A 14,518-nucleotide genomic window follows, 5' to 3' on the forward strand; every position below is an offset into this window, starting at 1 on the left:
TTGTTGGTACTTACTACCACCATAAACTAGACAGAGTTAGACCAAGCAAAACAACATAGGGATACATTACTGTGGGTCTGAGACACTGTTTTAAGTACTCTTTAATCAGGTCCACACCGCTGTTGGCGATTTGCTGATACTGTTGATTAAACTGGCAGCCGGTTTCATTGTGATTGGCAGCTAAGGCCGCCTCAACAATTAGCAAGCGGCTTTCAAAACGCCCCTGAAAGGTTTTCCAGATACCGTCCTGCAACCAGAATACCCCAACCATTAACACCGGCACTAACAGGTTAAATTCAAACCCTAAGGCAAAAGACGTAGTAAAAATAGCGACCAGCTTAATGAGCAGACTGTATTTCTCATAGCTATCGAATTGGTTTTGCAGCGTCTGCCATTCCAGTGATAAATAATCCGTGGCCATTGGCTAATCCTAATTCCAAAGTGTTGATGATCATCGCTTGCTTAGCATAACCAGTGAAGGCCCTCTGCGCGACTAAAATCGTCATGCGCGATACCGGCAACGTTTACCGTTCATGGGCACTGCCACCGAATGCATAGGACTAGACGTAATCGCAACTTTCCTAACTGAGCCGAAGGTCAAATAAGCGTAACTCCCTGTGAGGGTGTGAGCAGCGCAATGCCAACGCCACCGCATACTACCTGAAACACCACAGCCTATGGTGAAAATGCCACGCGTTGCGAATTACTCTTAAACAGATTGTTAGCCCTAATTCCAAAAGGTTATTGTTTACTCAACAGGAACTTACGTAAATCTCTCTCCCTGCGCATAACAAACAAAATAAACACGCTGTCACCATCTTGCTTATAGAAAACACGACATGGATTCACGACAACTTCACGATAGATTAAATGTTCTAGTTCGGGTGGAATACGACCTGACTCAGGGAAAGTTTGTAAGCGTTCGATTTTGGAGAAGATCGTTTGTACTAACTGCCTTGCCGCAACAATATTTTCTAGTGCGATATATTCAGCGATATCATTAAGATCAGATAACGCGGACTCAGTCCAGATTATTTCAGCCATTTTGACATTTTGTCTTTGGCTTCATCATGACTTACCGCTTTACCGTCAGCTAGTGCGCGTTCACCTCGCGCGATCCCCTCAAGGATAACCAAACGATTTTGCATAAACTCATAATCATCGACATCAACCAGATACGCGGATGGCTTACCATGCTCGGTAATTAGCACTGGTTCTTTAGTGTCGTGGAGATCCGCAAGGATCTTAGTTGCCTGACGTTTAAGTGATGTAACTAGTTCTACTTTCATGAGAGCCGCACCAAAGGAATACCAAAGTGATACTATTCTATCACTTTGAACATAATAAACTCTACAACGGCTAACCTCTTATTATGGGACTTTACTTGAAGTGACGTCTAATTCTGGAAAAACTAATACGTCATAGGAACACGAGCTTCAACTGAACTTGCTGATTGTCTTGCATTGATTTCTCCTTGTCCTACAAAACGACAGTCCATAAGCGTAGGCATTAAGATTCTATTTTAAGATACTTATGTTTACCAAATGTCACGTAATAAAGCGGAAGTAACAGCGCTTTAAGTGGGTTAGAGGCGAATGCGTTTTTGACTACGATGCGGCTACCCTGAATATCACTAACGGCAAAGTCCGGGCTGTAGCACTAATCTATGTAAGCCGTGAGTATTTTACTGTCGGGCGGCAGAGTAACCTTTTGCGTGGTACCGCGTTCGATTAACGCCACTTCCCTGCCATCGGCAAGCAAACGGTAACTGCGGGTAAAATCGGTGAATTGTTTTGGTCGGGTAACTTCGATATCCATATCAACCTTTGCAAATCTGGCGAGCAAGGCCAAAACAATACTTAATTTTTAGTGGTTTTTAAAGCACTTGCAATAAAAGACCGTCACAGGTGGGAAGTCGGCAGGAAGGAGAATCACTCACGCCATGGGCAACAGGATACCCATGGCTTACAAAGCATTATCAATCGCTAACCGCTAATTGCGCATCAGATACTGGTTAAAGTCGATACTGGCGGCACAAAGCGCTGCCTGGATGCGGTTATGGACATTCAGCTTAGTAAGAATGGCCGACACGTGAGCCTTCACTGTGGTTTCAGCGATATTCAGCTCATAGGCAATCTGTTTGTTAGACTTACCTTTGGCGATACACTCAAACACCAGTAACTGGCGGCGGGTCAGAGCGCCAATCAGCTTAGGATCGATTTGCTGCTGAGCAGAATCTTCCTTGGGCTTGCTGCTACCACCATTACGGATGATATCCGGTGGCAGGTATACCTGACCGGACAGTACCTGCTGGAGCGCACCCACAATCTGCTCACAGCTGGAAGACTTGGTGATAAACCCTACCGCGCCATAGGTAAAAGCCTGCAGCACGACGTTTTTATCTTCTTCTGCCGACACAATAACAATAGGAATTTCAGGGAACTGATTACGAAAACGCACGATACCGTTAAGGCCATCCATGCCTGGCATATTCAGGTCGAGTAGCACCAAATCAATGTTGGGGTTTTCTTCTGCTGTATTGAGTGCTTCTTCAAGGTCGATACAACTGATGGTTTTAGTGTCCGGAATATTACGCTCAACGAAATCGGTGATTGCATATTGAAATAAGGGATGGTCATCAGCGACGAGAATTTCTACCATTTTTATCACCCTGTAAATGCTATGTAAGTTATATTAGTGGATGTACTGTCATTCAGCTAGCCTTTATTTACCGCGGCTATCAGGATAATCCATCCGTTTGTTAATTCAGCGAGCTAACCGCCCACCTTGCGTTTTACCATGCCCCTTTTGGGGTCGTAGCCCCAAATAGCCAGACTGGTAAAAATCAGCGTACAAAGACCGGTTACCAGCGCTGCCTGTCCGTTAAACTGGCCATAAAGCGCAAAACGAATCAGTTCTACCGCGTGTGTGAACGGATTAAACTGGCATATCCAGTAAAGCCATTCGCTCGACTCGCGCATTTTCCACAACGGGTATAATGCCGAAGAGAGGAAAAACATCGGAAACACCACGAAGTTCATCACCCCGGCGAAGTTTTCCAATTGCTTGATAAAAGACGACAGCAATAGTCCCAGCGCTCCCAGTAATAAGGCGGTAAGGAGTAAAGCCGGAATAACCAGCAAGTAACCGATTGGCTCAGCTTCCACCTCCAGCAGCCAGGCGATGGCAAAAAAGGCATACACCTGCAACATGGAAATACAGGCACCGGCCAGCAGCTTACTAACCAGCAGAAACGGTCGGGGCATGGGGCTGGTGAGAAGCACCTTCATGCTGCCCATTTCCCGGTCGTACACCATAGAAAGCGAGCTTTGCATGCCGTTAAACAGCATGATCACGCCGGCCAGCCCCGGAATAATGTAAACCTCATAAGTGATGTAGGTTTCATAGGGAGGAATAATCGCTACCCCCAGCGCAGCGCGAAAGCCCGCCGCAAACACCACCAGCCATAATAAAGGGCGTACCAGCGCGCTTATCAGCCGCGAGCGCTGTTGCCAGAATCTCAGCAGTTCCCGTTTTAGAACACCAACAAAGCAGGTCCAGTACATCTATTGCTCCCCCTGCTGATGGAAGTGTCGGTAAAGCGCCTGCACCGAGTCCAGTTGCAGGGCCTGCATGGCCTCCTCACAACGTTGCTGCAGTTGAATCTGGCCTTTGATCAACACAATCAGCTCGTCATTCGGGCGCACTTCGTCAATCAGGTGGGTCGACGACAAAATCGTGATACCCGAGTCGCTACACAATTGGCGCAGGTGATCGTTAATCGTGTCACGGGTGGACTGATCCAGGCCCACGGTGGCCTCATCCAGCAACAGGATAGCCGGTTGATGCAATAGCGCACGTGCTATCTCTACACGACGGCGGTGACCGCCATTGAGTAAGCGAACTTTATCTTTGCGTCGCTCGCTTAATGCAAAACGCTGTAATTCTTCATCGATCCGCTGTTTTGTGTAGGCGCTTGATAAGCCGTGCAGACTGGCGTGATAAGCCAGGTTCTGCTCAACACTCAAATCTAAATCCAGAGTGGGTTGCTGAAACACCATACCGATTTGCTTTAACACCTGACGCGGCTTTTTCGCGGCACTGATGCCGTTTACCGTTACGCTACCGGATTGTGGCTGCAATAACTGACAAAGAATCGAGAACAGCGTGCTCTTGCCCGCACCATTAGGCCCAAGCAATGCATAATAAGACCCCGCTGAGAGCGAAAATGTCACCTCAGACAGTGCCTGTTTGGCCCCGTAGTTAAATCCTACTTGCTCTACAGCCAATACCGGAACACTCATGGTTTAACCACAACGCCCCATGGATAGCGGCCGGCTTTAATCGTTTTAATGACTTTCAGATCTTCCACATCAATCACCGACACATCGCCGCTAACACCATTAGTGGTGAACAATAAAGACTGTTCTTTGGCAAAAGCTAACTGCCATACACGGCGACCTACCAGCAGATAATCAAGCACTTCATAGGTGCTGGCATCGATTACCGCCACATGGTTTGCCGGGCCGAGTGCCACAAAGGCATATTTGCCATCATCGGTAAGTTTAATGCCCACCGGCTGTATTTTATCGCGGTGTACGCCAGGAATTTTAAAGGTGATTTTTTTAATCAGTTCCCGGGAGGCTGTATCAATAACGTCCACTGTGCCGCCAATCTCAGCCGACGCCCAGACCTTTTCACCGGACTTGCTGAATTCCACATGGCGCGGACGCTGATCGACCAGGGTGTTATCCACCAACTCGTGGGTACTGGCATCGATCCAGTGCAGCATGTTGGTGGTTTCCGAGGTATTGATAACCCATTTTCCATCGGGGCTCACTGCCATACCTTCCGGTTCAATGCCCACATCAATTTGTGCGATAACGGTACGGTCTACGGTATCGACAACGGTAACCACTGCGCTGTCTTCATTAGCAATATACAGATGACGGTTGTTTGGATGCAGGGCGAACTGCTCCGGATCTTCACCGGAAGGCAGATTGTGAATCACCTTGTGGGTAGCCAAATCCATTACCTGCACGGCATCAGATTCGCTGGCACAAATATACAGGTATTTATAATCCTGGCTGAAGATAATGCCGCGGGGACGCATTCCTACCTCCAGCGTATCGATGACTTCCAGTTTATCCACATCGATAAGGGTTAGCGTATCGCTTTTCTCATTGGAAACGTAAGCCACCTCGGCCTGACTCACCAGTGCCGTTAACAGGCCGGCTGCTAAAACTATTAAACGCATACTTCTATACCACCTTTTAGTAAGCCATATCACAGCGTGATTCTGGCTTGTCGAATCCCAGCGTATCTAAATCAGTGCTCGGGTGAAGATACCCTTCCTGCGGCGACAGAGAGGTCAAACCTTTTGGGTGCACCAATGGAATCGGTTGCCGCAACTGGCCGTTCCACGGCCGAAAGCTCAACTTGCGACCCTTAAACGCGGCCAGCTCAAAATCATTGCTCATCAGATACGAGTAAAGGGCTTTAGGATTATTGGTTTGGGTGCGGGTAACCGCCTCACTGATGCTGCGCACTGCCAGCCATGCTGCATAATCTTTGTCGAGCATTTCGCGACCAAACTGTTCGTAAAAACGGTTTTGTAACTGGGTAGCGCCCCACTGCTCAAGGGCCCAGTGCCAGGTTGTTGGGGTTAACCCATGGGTGCCCGCAACCGGTCTGGGTAACCAGGTATTGTTCGGAATATAGTTACCAAACAAATCAGACTCATCGGCCACCAGCACAACATCATAATCGTCGCCCTGAGTGAATAGCGGCACCTCGCGCTGAGCACTGCGGCGCAAATCGGTATCAAAGCTCCAGGTTTTCTGCTCGGTTATTTTTGCACCAAAGCGTTTGGCTGACCGGTTAATTGACTCAGCATAGGCTTTGTCGGCGTCAGATTTACCACTGATCACAAACCACTCCCGCCAGCGTCTGGCCATAAAGAACTGGGCCATGGCATCGGTTAACATAGCGCGACTCGCCAAAGTGTGTAACAACCCACCACGGCACTGAGATATACGTAAATTATTGTCGGCTTCACCGGCATTTATGATCACACTGGAGTTGGCGAGTGCTAAATCAGCTACTACTTTCAGCGTAGTCGTGGGCAGGTCTGTGAGGAGGATAGCCGGCTGTCCGTTCAGACGTTGCTTAAGGGCCGCTACAATTTCCTCACTATTATCGCCGGTTACACCAGAAAGGCTGTACTGATGTTTTAAAAAACGCCCCGTGGTATTGCTGTCTTTTATGGCCAGTTCCGCACCAGCGATGGTGAGATTGCCGGGCGTTTTTTTAAGTAATAAGGGCTGCGCAGCCTGGTTTGATGATTGCTGAACATAAATCACATCTATATTTAGTGCCTTGGCATTAGCCACTGCAGGCATCAAAACCCCACCTACAACAAGCGCGATCAGGACGCCAACGTGCTGCGAAAATCGCGTTAAACAGGTGTAAAATTTGTAATCTATCCGTTTTTTTATGTTCAAAAACAAAACCCTTTTTTAACCTTATGGTGCAATAGTAGAGCATGATTGTACACAGTTGAAATGAGCAAAAAGGATGAAAGGTTTACTACCTAAGTACAATTGGAAGGAAACCCCAGATCTCCTAACTTTCACCCTGTGCTTTGTTGTAGACATGAAAACTTATTGATGACTATTTTTACTTCCCTGCAACATTTAACGGCATGACAACTCAATGTGGCAGCTTTTGGAGAAACCGAGATGAAGATGTATTTAACTATTTTGCGCAGCGCGATGCTGGCGGTACTGACCCTGGTAACCGCTAATGCAATGGCTCACGGTGATGTAACGCCGCAAGCAGTAGACACCAGTGAATTACCACAATTAGGTGATGAGTGGCTGAAGACTAACCCTTACACTGGCAATGAGCTGGCGATTAAAATCGGTGACTCAGCTTACAACCAGAACTGTGCCCGTTGTCATGGTCTGGAAGTTATTTCTGGCGGAATCACGCCTGATCTGCGTAAACTAAACGATGAGTTTGAATTCTTCAGCCAGGAAGAAGCCGACGGCTGGTTTATGACACGTATCCGTAACGGTGCTGTGGTCGATGGCCGTGTTTACATGCCTCCGTTTGAAGGTATTCTTTCTCAGGAAGCAATGTGGGCAATCAAAGCGTACATCGAAACTCGCGGCGTGCCAGAGTAAGCCGCATACCTGATCAATTCATAGTTAAGGGGCAGTAATGGTAGTAAGAGTTGTTCTTCTGATTTGTAGTTTAATAGCCACGTCTGTTATGGCTAAAAGTTATGAGGATATTCTTGAGCAAGGCCAGATAACCATTGCTGTCTACAACAACTTCCCCCCGTACTCCTACCTCAAGGACGGCGAACCTGCCGGTGTAGATATTGAAGTAGGTAAACGTATAGCGGCGGGACTGGGCGTTGATCTGGAGTGGATGTGGATCAACGCTGACGAAAACCTCGAGGATGACCTGCGCAACGCGATCTGGAAAGGACATATCATTACCCGCCAGAAAGCCGACTTGATGCTCCGGGTACCTTACGATCGTAAATTTGCCTATGCCATTGACGGTTACGGCTTGCCCAAGAATGACCTGGTGGTAATGTTCGGCCCCTATCAACAGGAAAGCTGGGCACTATTGCGTGACCACGAAAAAACCAATGATATTCGCACTCTTGCCATATTCCAGTATGAACCGGTTGCGGTAGAGCTTGATTCATTACCCAGCTTCTTCCTCGGTGCAACTATTGGTGGCCGCCTGCGTGACAAGCTGGTGCATGTGGACTCGGTGTTCGACGGCATCAAACTGCTGCAGGAAGGTAAAGTGGATGCAGTGGCCGGAATGAAAGGCCAGTTGCAATGGGGAATGAGTACCTCAGGAGACGTTAACAAAACCGAATTCGCGCCGCTTCCCGAGCAATACGACATCAGTGCTGACGGCCTGGCCGCTATGAGCATTAAGTCGTGGGATATTGGCATGGCAGTTAAGACAGATTATCGGGAGCTGGCTTATGCAATCCAGGCAATCACCGAACCGATGATTAAAAACGGCGAAATGGAAGCACTGTTTTTAGAGTACGGCCTGAGCTACGAAATCCCCGATTACCACCGCACCGAATAAGCATTACATTTTTTTTACAAGACTTCGAAAGGCCGCTATTTTTCACTTTAAAATGCGGCCTTTTTTACTATTTATCGTTCCTCTCATACACCGTCAAAGCCACGATTTATAAGCCCTTCAGCGAAGTATTACTACCAACGAACTAAAAATGATAACCCAAGGTTTAATGGTTGTTAACAAAATGATGACTGATACTAATTCTGAGGACTCTTAGGTAAGTATGGTGTTCTATACTCACCTAGTGGACGAAAACAACACTCAACAGTCGCATGCTTTTTGATGAACAAGCCGCGGACGTTGTAACAAAGGGTACCAAACCCCGTTGAAACACTGGAGAAATCTGATGAAAAGTAAAAGAGTTTCAGGCCGCTTACTCAGCTCTGCGTTCTGTTTAACCCTGTCCCTTGGTGCTATGACTGGCATGGCCCAGGCCAAAGTGACAGATAAAGATATCGTCAATGACCAGGCAACCCCAGGTGACGTGGTCAGCTATGGCCTTGGTCCACGTGGACAGCGCTTTAGTCCAATCGACACAATGAACACTAGCAACGTTAAGAAGTTGAGTCCGGTTTGGGCCTTTTCTTTCGGTGGTGAGAAACAACGTGGTCAGGAATCACAGCCACTGGTTAAAGACGGCATTATGTTCGTTACCGCTTCTTACTCTCGTATCTACGCTATCGACGTAGAAACTGGTGATGAATTATGGCAATGGGAAGCTCGTTTACCCGACGGCATCATGCCTTGCTGTGACGTAATCAACCGTGGTGCGGCGTTATATGATGACGTAGTTATCTTCGGTACCCTGGATGCCAAACTGGTAGCACTTGACCAGAAAACCGGTAAGCCAAGATGGCGCAAAACTCTGGGCGATTACAAGGCGGGTTATTCATTTACTGCTGCGCCTATGATTGTTAAAGGCATGGTAGTAACCGGTATTTCCGGTGGTGAATTCGGTATCGTGGGTAAAGTTGAAGCCCGTGATGCAGTAACCGGTGAACTGGTATGGTCGCGCCCTACTGTTGAAGGTCACATGGGTTACCTGAACGGTAAAGAAAACGGCATCACTGGTGGTGAAGCAAACAAAACCTGGACTGGCGACCTGTGGAAAACCGGTGGTGCAGCAACCTGGTTAGGCGGCACTTACGACCCGGATCAGGACCTGATCTTTATGGGTACTGGTAACCCTGCGCCGTGGAACTCTCACTTACGTCCTGGTGATAACCTGTACAGCTCTTCGCGTCTGGCTATCGACCCTGACACCGGTAAGATCGTATGGCACTTCCAGACCACACCACACGATGGTTGGGATTTCGACGGTGTTAACGAATTAATCGCGTTTGACTACAAAGATCGTGGCAAAACCGTAAAAGCAGCAGCAACGGCTGACCGTAACGGCTTCTTCTATGTTCTGAACCGTGAAAATGGCGACTTCATTCGTGGCTTCCCATTTGTAAGCGGCATCACCTGGGCCAAAGGTCTGGACAAAAATGGTCGTCCGATTTACGACGAAGCAATGCGTCCTGGCAACCCGGCTGAAAGTGAAGACGGTAAAAAAGGTAAAACCGTATGGGCCGTACCTTCATTCTTAGGTGGTAAAAACTGGATGCCTATGGCCTATAGCCAGGACACTGGTCTGTTCTACGTGCCTTCAAACGAATGGGGCATGGTCATCTGGAATGAGCCAGTTAACTACAAAAAAGGTGCTGCGTACATGGGTTCTGGTTTCACTATCAAACCTATCTACGACCACATCGGTTCACTTAAAGCCGTTGACCCTAAAACCGGTGAAATTGTTTGGGAATTCAAAAACAACGCGCCTCTGTGGGGCGGTGTGTTAGCCACTGCAGGTAACCTGGTATTTACTGGTACACCTGAAGGCTACCTGTACGGCTTCAACGCCAAAACTGGTGAAGTGGTTTACAAGTTCAATACTGGTTCAGGCATCGTTGGTTCTCCAATCACTTGGGAACAGGACGGTGAGCAATACCTGAGCATCGTATCTGGATGGGGTGGCGCCGTTCCTCTGTGGGGTGGTGAAGTTGCCAAGAAAGTTAAAGACATTAACCAGGGTGGTACTGTCTGGACGTTCAAATTGCCTCGTAGCTAAGAGGCACCGCGACAAACCGTTTTAGTCCCACCGGGTTTGTCGCGTTTTTTCTCCTCGGGGCTGGTAGTTTAGTCATCGCTACTTGCCCCACCCACTGCAGGGAGCCCAATGAAACGTTTCACATTTGTTCTCGGTATTTGGTTAGTTATCTGCTGCAGTATTTGTTCTGTCAGCCACGCCGAAGAAAGTATTACCCCGGAACGCATTCAGCAACTGTTTCCCAAAGCCACAGTGATTGGCGAAAAGCAAGCTGACTATCCCGTTTACCCCGTTTATCAGTTACAGGAACTCCTTGGTTACGCCTTTCAAAGTAACGACCTGGTTGAGTTACCCGGCTTTTCCGGCGACCGCATTAACCTGCTTATAGGCATCGATGTGGAAGGCAATATTGTCGGCATCGATATTCTGCACCATCACGAACCTATTTTTTTACACGGCCTGGGGCCAGAACCCATGCTGAAATTTCTCGACCAGTATATTGGTCAGAACGTGTCTAACCGCGTCATTGTCGACAGCGCGTCTAACGACACCAACCCGAACGATAACACCGTACACGTAGACGGCGTGACTAAAGCCACCGTGTCGGTAATTGTTATGAGTGACACGGTGTTACTCTCTGCGCTACAGGTTGCCAGAAACAAGCTCACCGGCTTTGCCAGCGCTCCTGCGGCCACTGCTAAGCAGGATAATTACGAGCCCCTTACTACGGCCCAGCTGCTCGAAAAGGGCTACCTGAAAGAGTGGCAGATCAGTCGTGAAAGCTTTGAGGATGCACTCGGCAGCGACCTGGATGATTACCCGTCAGAGACCTTCGACACCGACTTTAACGATACATTCACGGTGTATTACGCGTACCTGAACTCACCGCTCATCGGTCGTAACCTGCTCGGTGACGACGCCTTTAACCGTCTACAGTCAATGCTGAAACCTAACGAGCAGGCGTTTATGGTGATGTCGGAAGGCTACTTCAGCTACCTCGATGCCGACTTTAAGCCCGGCACGGTACCCAGCCAGGTAAGCCTGACGCAAAATGAACTGCCGTTTGCCATGCGCGACCTCAACTTTTTTAGTTTCGAGCCACAGGCGCTACAGGGCGATATTGCCGCTACAGAAGATTTGCAGCTGTTCGCGGTTAATACACAATCAGGCTTTAACCCCAGTGTGCCAATGCAGCTGAATCTGAATGTCGAGGTGGCGAAGAACCACCTCATCAAACAACAGGCGCAGTTTTCCAGCGACTATGCCCTGCCTGAAACCCTGTTTGATATCGCCGAGGTAGAGGTGATGGAAGAGCCACTACCGGCATGGGTAAGAGTGTGGAAGATGCGCTGGCATACCATTACCATTTTAGTGCTGAGTCTGATTGCTGTTACCGCCATCTTTGCCTTCCAACACAAGCTGTCTGCTAATGAGCCACTATTTCGTAAGGTGCGTTGGGGCTTTATGTTTTTCACCCTGTTCTTTATTGGCTGGTATGCCCAGGGGCAGCTGTCGATTGTTAACATCTACCCCATTCTGCAAAGCTTTATCAATGGCTTTGATTTACAGGTGTATCTGATGGATCCGGTGCTGTTTATCCTGTGGCTGTATGTGTTTATCAGCCTGTTTATTGTTGGCCGCGGGATTTTCTGTGGCTGGCTATGCCCCTTTGGGGCCCTGCAGGAAATGGTCGGCTGGGTTGCTAAGCGCTTCCGCATTCGCCAGTATAAAATATCTTTTTCGCTGCACCGCCGCCTGTGGTGGATTAAATACGCCATTTTAATCGGCCTGGCCGGTACCTCTTATTATTCTCTGTCGGCTGCCGAAGTGCTCTCCGAAGTAGAACCGTTTAAAACCGCCATTACCCTGCATTTTGTGCGCTACTGGCCATTTGTGCTCTACACCCTGGTATTGCTCGGGCTCGGTTTGTTTATTAATAAATTCTATTGCCGTTACGTGTGCCCGTTAGGTGCCGGACTGGCAGTACTTGGCTACTTCCATAAATTTGAATGGTTAACCCGCCGCAAGGAGTGCGGTAAGCCCTGTACCATGTGCTATCACAAGTGCGACATCAAGGCGATTACACCACAAGGCAAGGTAGACTATAACGAATGTGTGCAGTGTCTGGAGTGTATTGTTTATTACAATAATGACGACTTGTGCCCGCCACTTAAAAAGGCCAAGAAGACCAGACGAGCCAAACCGGATATCGCCGACTCGCTGGCTACAGAAGTAAAGTAGCTCCCTTCAGGGAGCTACTTTAAGCCTTACTGACCCACCTCAGCACCGCTGTTTAAGTACTTAACCGTAATGGTATGGGTATCTTCCAGCGCACCCAGGAAAGCCACAATTTCAGAGACTTCCTGATCACTCAGCTTACGACCTAACTGCATCCATGCCATTTGTGCAACCGCCTCGTCCAGCCCGGCTACCGCTCCATCATGGAAATAGGGCGCGGTTTTAGTGATATTACGCAGGCTTGGTACCTTAAATACATATTTATCAGCCGGGTTGTTGGTTACCGCGAAACGTCCCAGATCGTGGGTGTTTTCGTAGGCGTTAATCAACCCCATTTTCATGTACATGGAACCACCAAACAGCGCACCATTGTGACAGGAAGCACAGCCCGATTGCAGAAAAGTCTGGTAGCCCTTGAGTTCAGTTTCGGTCATGGCGGTATCGTCGCCGGCCAGGAACTTATCGAAGCGATCCACGGTAATAAGCGTACGCTCAAAAGCGCCAATGGCTTTAGCTACGTTGTCGTAGGTAAGTGGCTCAGCTTCGCCTTTGAAAACTTCTGCAAACAGCGTTTCGTAGCCTTCCTCTTTGAGGTTATTAACCGCCGTTTTCTCATCTGGCACCGCCATTTCTACCGGGTTGAGAATAGGCCCTTTGGCCTGAGCGGCGAGATCGGCAGCACGGCCATCCCAAAACTGCGCCACATGAAAACCTGCATTCCACACAGACGGTGAATTACGATCGCCACGAGCTCCTTTCACGCCGAGTGAAGTAGCTTCGTTATCGACGCCGCCCCGACCACCATCGATGCGGTGACAGGTATTGCACGACTGGCTGCCATCGGCTGATAACGCCGTTTCGAAGTACAGGCGCTCACCCAAATCGATTAATGCCGGCGTATCCACTTCTGCGCCAGGCATGGTTGCCGGGATCGGTCCGTGCATCATTTTAGCCTGAGTACGTACCGCGTTTTTATCCACCGCCATTGCTGTGGTGGTCACGCCGCCAATCATGACGGCCAGGACGAGTTTTTTAATATCCATAGTATGAGTATCCGAAAATGATGAAGAAGAAACACATACTACAAAGCAACCTTTATGCCTGTTCAAGGAATACCAAAAGCAGCTTATATTTTTGGTATAAAGTCACTGTTTTGGCTAATTTCAGAGTAAAAACTGCCGCACTTTCAACATTTTATTTACATCCACATGAAAAGTTAACTGCCAATAATGGCAAGCCACATGACAAGTTTGTCAGGCTGCATTATTGCAGTGCATAGTTGTTTCCCTGGGGGACGTATTGAGTGAGACTATCGGGGCAAATATTTTGCTATTCAGTAGTCAGTCAACTTCGGGCCAGCTAACGCTCATGCGAAAGTAACTTACCCCTGATTTAACAAACTCACGGCCTTCCACTGAGAGGCCAAACTTCTGATAGAAAGCCGTTGCCGTCGTTCGGGCGTCACACCAGAAGCGTTTGATATTTTGTTGTTTGAGTTGTTCTATGGCCTTTGCAAGTACCTTACTGCCAATTCCCCTGCCCTGATAGCCTGGCAGCGTTGCAAACTTTCTTAGTCTGGCACTATCTTCGCGCAGGTAAACAGATGCTACACAAACCAGTTTCCCATCGGTGAATGCCCCGTAGTGGGTAGCGATTTCATCTCCATCGACCCGGGAAAACGAGACGGGTTTATCGGGCCACAGCACCTGATGCCTGACTGACAAGGTATCCTGCCAGTCAATTTCGCGGATGGTTAGCGCCATGCTTTAGTCGTTGCGATACAAGGTTTTGATCAGGTGATAACCGAACTTGGTTTTTACCGGTCCGTGGATGGTGAGGATGTCTTTTTTAAATACCACGTCATCGAACTGCTTTACCATTTGGCCACGTTTAAACTCACCTAAGTCACCGCCGCGTTTGGCAGAGGGGCAAATTGAAAACTTGCGGGCCAGGGCGGCAAAGTTTTTACCCTTGGCTTTTTTGAGCTGGGCTAGAAGTAGTTGCGCTTCTTTTTCGGTTCTTACCAGAATGTGTACTGCGGCGGCGGTGGCCATATGAAATCCTCTAATG

Annotated in this window: 16 protein-coding genes; 4 read left to right on the forward strand and 12 right to left on the reverse strand. The window is 48.5% G+C overall.

Going from position 1 to position 14,518, the window contains the following annotated elements; all coding sequences use genetic code 11:
* Window positions 1–13: 13 nt before the first annotated feature.
* The 9 genes from AC566Q_RS22375 to AC566Q_RS22415 all read right to left on the reverse strand — a co-directional run bounded on the left by AC566Q_RS22375 (window position 14) and on the right by AC566Q_RS22415 (window position 6,401).
* Window positions 14–421, reverse strand: a complete 408-nt coding sequence (locus AC566Q_RS22375) for a hypothetical protein (RefSeq protein WP_499611169.1) — start codon at window positions 419–421, stop codon at window positions 14–16.
* 320 nt (window positions 422–741) lie between these two features.
* Complete coding sequence (locus AC566Q_RS22380; protein WP_499611172.1) at window positions 742–1,044, reverse strand: type II toxin-antitoxin system RelE/ParE family toxin; 303 nt, start codon at window positions 1,042–1,044, stop codon at window positions 742–744.
* Window positions 1,032–1,289: a type II toxin-antitoxin system Phd/YefM family antitoxin gene (locus AC566Q_RS22385; RefSeq protein WP_012841716.1), complete on the reverse strand. Its 258-nt coding sequence runs from the start codon at window positions 1,287–1,289 to the stop codon at window positions 1,032–1,034. Before AC566Q_RS22385 ends, AC566Q_RS22380 begins: the two co-directional genes overlap by 13 nt.
* 370 nt (window positions 1,290–1,659) lie before the next feature.
* Window positions 1,660–1,818 carry a hypothetical protein gene (locus AC566Q_RS22390; protein WP_499611176.1) on the reverse strand — a complete coding sequence of 53 codons (159 nt, stop codon included), beginning with the start codon at window positions 1,816–1,818 and terminating at the stop codon, window positions 1,660–1,662.
* A gap of 174 nt (window positions 1,819–1,992) precedes the next feature.
* Entirely contained in the window at window positions 1,993–2,661 is a 669-nt protein-coding gene (locus tag AC566Q_RS22395) for a response regulator (RefSeq protein ID WP_105936952.1), read from the reverse strand.
* Between the two features lie 113 nt (window positions 2,662–2,774).
* The gene (locus AC566Q_RS22400; RefSeq protein ID WP_105936951.1) at window positions 2,775–3,566 is read right to left on the reverse strand and encodes an ABC transporter permease; all 792 of its coding nucleotides are present in this window, start codon (window positions 3,564–3,566) and stop codon (window positions 2,775–2,777) included.
* Window positions 3,567–4,304, reverse strand: coding sequence for an ABC transporter ATP-binding protein (locus tag AC566Q_RS22405; RefSeq protein WP_499611180.1), 738 nt, complete (start codon window positions 4,302–4,304; stop codon window positions 3,567–3,569).
* Window positions 4,301–5,257 (reverse strand): YVTN family beta-propeller repeat protein, encoded by a 957-nt coding sequence (locus AC566Q_RS22410; RefSeq protein ID WP_499611183.1) that lies wholly within the window; start codon window positions 5,255–5,257, stop codon window positions 4,301–4,303. The genes AC566Q_RS22405 and AC566Q_RS22410 overlap by 4 nt, the downstream gene beginning before the upstream one ends.
* Before the next feature lie 16 nt (window positions 5,258–5,273).
* Window positions 5,274–6,401: an ABC transporter substrate-binding protein gene (locus tag AC566Q_RS22415; RefSeq protein WP_499611186.1), complete on the reverse strand. Its 1,128-nt coding sequence runs from the start codon at window positions 6,399–6,401 to the stop codon at window positions 5,274–5,276.
* A 339-nt stretch (window positions 6,402–6,740) separates the two neighbouring features.
* Here AC566Q_RS22415 and pedF point away from each other — a divergent pair, with 339 nt between their 5' ends.
* From pedF to AC566Q_RS22435, 4 genes are all read left to right on the forward strand, one after another.
* Window positions 6,741–7,187: a cytochrome c-550 PedF gene (pedF, locus tag AC566Q_RS22420; protein ID WP_123323522.1), complete on the forward strand. Its 447-nt coding sequence runs from the start codon at window positions 6,741–6,743 to the stop codon at window positions 7,185–7,187.
* A gap of 37 nt (window positions 7,188–7,224) precedes the next feature.
* Window positions 7,225–8,124 (forward strand): substrate-binding periplasmic protein, encoded by a 900-nt coding sequence (locus AC566Q_RS22425; RefSeq protein ID WP_499611191.1) that lies wholly within the window; start codon window positions 7,225–7,227, stop codon window positions 8,122–8,124.
* Between the two features lie 412 nt (window positions 8,125–8,536).
* The gene (locus AC566Q_RS22430; protein ID WP_296047582.1) at window positions 8,537–10,231 is read left to right on the forward strand and encodes a PQQ-dependent methanol/ethanol family dehydrogenase; all 1,695 of its coding nucleotides are present in this window, start codon (window positions 8,537–8,539) and stop codon (window positions 10,229–10,231) included.
* A 108-nt stretch (window positions 10,232–10,339) separates the two neighbouring features.
* Entirely contained in the window at window positions 10,340–12,451 is a 2,112-nt protein-coding gene (locus AC566Q_RS22435) for a 4Fe-4S binding protein (protein WP_499611194.1), read from the forward strand.
* A 26-nt stretch (window positions 12,452–12,477) separates the two neighbouring features.
* On the opposite strand, the gene AC566Q_RS22440 is transcribed toward AC566Q_RS22435, so the two are convergent.
* From AC566Q_RS22440 to AC566Q_RS22450, 3 genes are all read right to left on the reverse strand, one after another.
* Window positions 12,478–13,491, reverse strand: a complete 1,014-nt coding sequence (locus tag AC566Q_RS22440) for a cytochrome-c peroxidase (RefSeq protein WP_499611197.1) — start codon at window positions 13,489–13,491, stop codon at window positions 12,478–12,480.
* A 297-nt stretch (window positions 13,492–13,788) separates the two neighbouring features.
* Window positions 13,789–14,211, reverse strand: a complete 423-nt coding sequence (locus AC566Q_RS22445) for a GNAT family N-acetyltransferase (RefSeq protein WP_499611200.1) — start codon at window positions 14,209–14,211, stop codon at window positions 13,789–13,791.
* A gap of 3 nt (window positions 14,212–14,214) precedes the next feature.
* The gene (locus AC566Q_RS22450) at window positions 14,215–14,502 is read right to left on the reverse strand and encodes a peptidylprolyl isomerase (RefSeq protein ID WP_105936941.1); all 288 of its coding nucleotides are present in this window, start codon (window positions 14,500–14,502) and stop codon (window positions 14,215–14,217) included.
* Window positions 14,503–14,518 lie beyond the last annotated feature (16 nt).

The sequence above is a fragment of the Alteromonas sp. H02 genome (genome assembly GCF_059682525.1).

Excerpts from the sequence above, each read along its gene's own strand:
- AC566Q_RS22375 (WP_499611169.1), bottom strand. The coding sequence starts at position 421 with ATGGCCACGGATTATTTATCACTGGAATGGCAGACGCTGCAAAACCAA.
- AC566Q_RS22380 (WP_499611172.1), bottom strand. The coding sequence starts at position 1,044 with ATGGCTGAAATAATCTGGACTGAGTCCGCGTTATCTGATCTTAATGAT.
- AC566Q_RS22385 (WP_012841716.1), bottom strand. The coding sequence starts at position 1,289 with ATGAAAGTAGAACTAGTTACATCACTTAAACGTCAGGCAACTAAGATC.
- AC566Q_RS22390 (WP_499611176.1), bottom strand. The coding sequence starts at position 1,818 with ATGGATATCGAAGTTACCCGACCAAAACAATTCACCGATTTTACCCGC.
- AC566Q_RS22395 (WP_105936952.1), bottom strand. The coding sequence starts at position 2,661 with ATGGTAGAAATTCTCGTCGCTGATGACCATCCCTTATTTCAATATGCA.
- AC566Q_RS22400 (WP_105936951.1), bottom strand. The coding sequence starts at position 3,566 with ATGTACTGGACCTGCTTTGTTGGTGTTCTAAAACGGGAACTGCTGAGA.
- AC566Q_RS22405 (WP_499611180.1), bottom strand. The coding sequence starts at position 4,304 with ATGAGTGTTCCGGTATTGGCTGTAGAGCAAGTAGGATTTAACTACGGG.
- AC566Q_RS22410 (WP_499611183.1), bottom strand. The coding sequence starts at position 5,257 with ATGCGTTTAATAGTTTTAGCAGCCGGCCTGTTAACGGCACTGGTGAGT.
- AC566Q_RS22415 (WP_499611186.1), bottom strand. The coding sequence starts at position 6,401 with ATGCCTGCAGTGGCTAATGCCAAGGCACTAAATATAGATGTGATTTAT.
- pedF (WP_123323522.1), top strand. The coding sequence starts at position 6,741 with ATGAAGATGTATTTAACTATTTTGCGCAGCGCGATGCTGGCGGTACTG.
- AC566Q_RS22425 (WP_499611191.1), top strand. The coding sequence starts at position 7,225 with ATGGTAGTAAGAGTTGTTCTTCTGATTTGTAGTTTAATAGCCACGTCT.
- AC566Q_RS22430 (WP_296047582.1), top strand. The coding sequence starts at position 8,537 with ATGACTGGCATGGCCCAGGCCAAAGTGACAGATAAAGATATCGTCAAT.
- AC566Q_RS22435 (WP_499611194.1), top strand. The coding sequence starts at position 10,340 with ATGAAACGTTTCACATTTGTTCTCGGTATTTGGTTAGTTATCTGCTGC.
- AC566Q_RS22440 (WP_499611197.1), bottom strand. The coding sequence starts at position 13,491 with ATGGATATTAAAAAACTCGTCCTGGCCGTCATGATTGGCGGCGTGACC.
- AC566Q_RS22445 (WP_499611200.1), bottom strand. The coding sequence starts at position 14,211 with ATGGCGCTAACCATCCGCGAAATTGACTGGCAGGATACCTTGTCAGTC.
- AC566Q_RS22450 (WP_105936941.1), bottom strand. The coding sequence starts at position 14,502 with ATGGCCACCGCCGCCGCAGTACACATTCTGGTAAGAACCGAAAAAGAA.